This is a genomic window from Clostridium sp. UBA6640 (assembly GCF_002455975.1).
Lineage (GTDB): Bacteria > Bacillota > Clostridia > Clostridiales > Clostridiaceae > Clostridium_J.
This window is the reverse complement of the sequence record NZ_DKLM01000070.1, coordinates 56,692-58,110: the sequence shown is the minus strand read 5'-3', so window position 1 is coordinate 58,110 and position 1,419 is coordinate 56,692. Positions and strand designations below refer to the sequence as shown.

Sequence of the window (1,419 nt, the reverse complement as noted above, 5' to 3'; positions counted from 1 at the left end):
AAGAATTTTTGTTATAGAAATTAAAATCATGCATAAGTTAAATTTTCATCAAGGAACCCTATATAGACCCCAGGGGTGAAAGTTAATGTTGAGAAATTTAAAATTGTGAACTGTGAATTTAGTAGTATTAGTGGCAATACCAATAAGTGCTAATTATTTTCAGGGATAGATTAAATTTAGGGGTGGTATATCTATATAAGAAACCCTAGATTCCTTAATAAAATAGTAAAAGTTATGGACTAATCCATAACTTTTACTATTTTATATATAACTTTATTTACATCATTTTCATATTCAAATTTATATGCACTATTCACATATTTTACAAATGAAGCTAACCAATTAAATCTTAGTCTATAAAATATTTCCACATTCCCGCCTATCCTATCATAATTGCTCTTATGAATACATCTTGAGTTATACCACTCAACGATATTATCTTCTTTAGTTACAATAGATTGAACTCTATCACAAGGCATGCCTTCTAATAAATAGTTATTCATAGCATCAAATATATCTATTACATTATTGGGATGCTCTTTTTCCTTTGACATGAGTCCACATTTAACGCCATTGTCCCTATAAAATTTAGCTGCTATCTCCTCAACCTCTTCTCCATAAATTTCTTTAATCTTAGTTATTATAAAAGCTTGACGAGTTTCTGCATTAGTTATTTTATTTTGAAGCCATCCGTGAATATTAGTTAAATCTATAACCTCTTCTAATTCTTTGTCTGTATCTATCATTTCACCATAAATTTTAGATTCATTTATTATAGTTTCTGCTTTTTCACCATACTTTTCTATATAAGCTTTAATAAAAGCTCTTTCTATATCCTCAAATAAAATAATTTTATTAAATAACCATTTATGTATTGGAGCTAAAAATGCGCTCATATTTATTCCTCCTGTATTATCAGATTGTTTATATATTATCACGTCATCATAAAAATAACCGTAACATAGGTTACGGAGATTATTTTATAGGTAAAACTTCAAATATTAATGTGACTATACATAGCATACTGACCAATAACCATAATATTAAAAACATTATACAGATATATTCTGCTAATGACCTTAAAATTTTAAAAGGTAACACTATAAAAATTAGTGATGTACATATAGCTACTATGCGTCCATATAATATAATATTAAAAATTTCTCCTATTAAAATTATTAAGCTATAATTCATATTATAAAACCTCGCTCTATAAATATAGCTAAAATAGCTTTATATAATATATAGTAGAGCAAAATTTTATATGTGTTCTTAATAGCTAGCCAATATGCTGGTCTATTTTGAATTATACTATCTCGTTACAATTTACTTTAAGCCCAACTATAATTTAGAATCTTTGTTTCGATATAACACAAAATATTTGTAGCATTTTGACTAGTTATTTTGTTTCAGACATCT

General features: G+C 26.3%; 1 protein-coding gene. It reads right to left on the bottom strand.

Annotated features, from left to right (window positions below):
- Positions 1-239: 239 nt before the first annotated feature.
- Positions 240-896, bottom strand: a complete 657-nt coding sequence (locus tag B2W91_RS07620; protein ID WP_291579806.1) for a hypothetical protein — start codon at positions 894-896, stop codon at positions 240-242.
- Between the last annotated feature and the right edge of the window lie 523 nt (positions 897-1,419).

Bases quoted from the DNA above. Each gene is read 5' to 3' on its own strand.
- B2W91_RS07620 (WP_291579806.1), bottom strand. From the start codon at position 896: ATGAGCGCATTTTTAGCTCCAATACATAAATGGTTATTTAATAAAATT.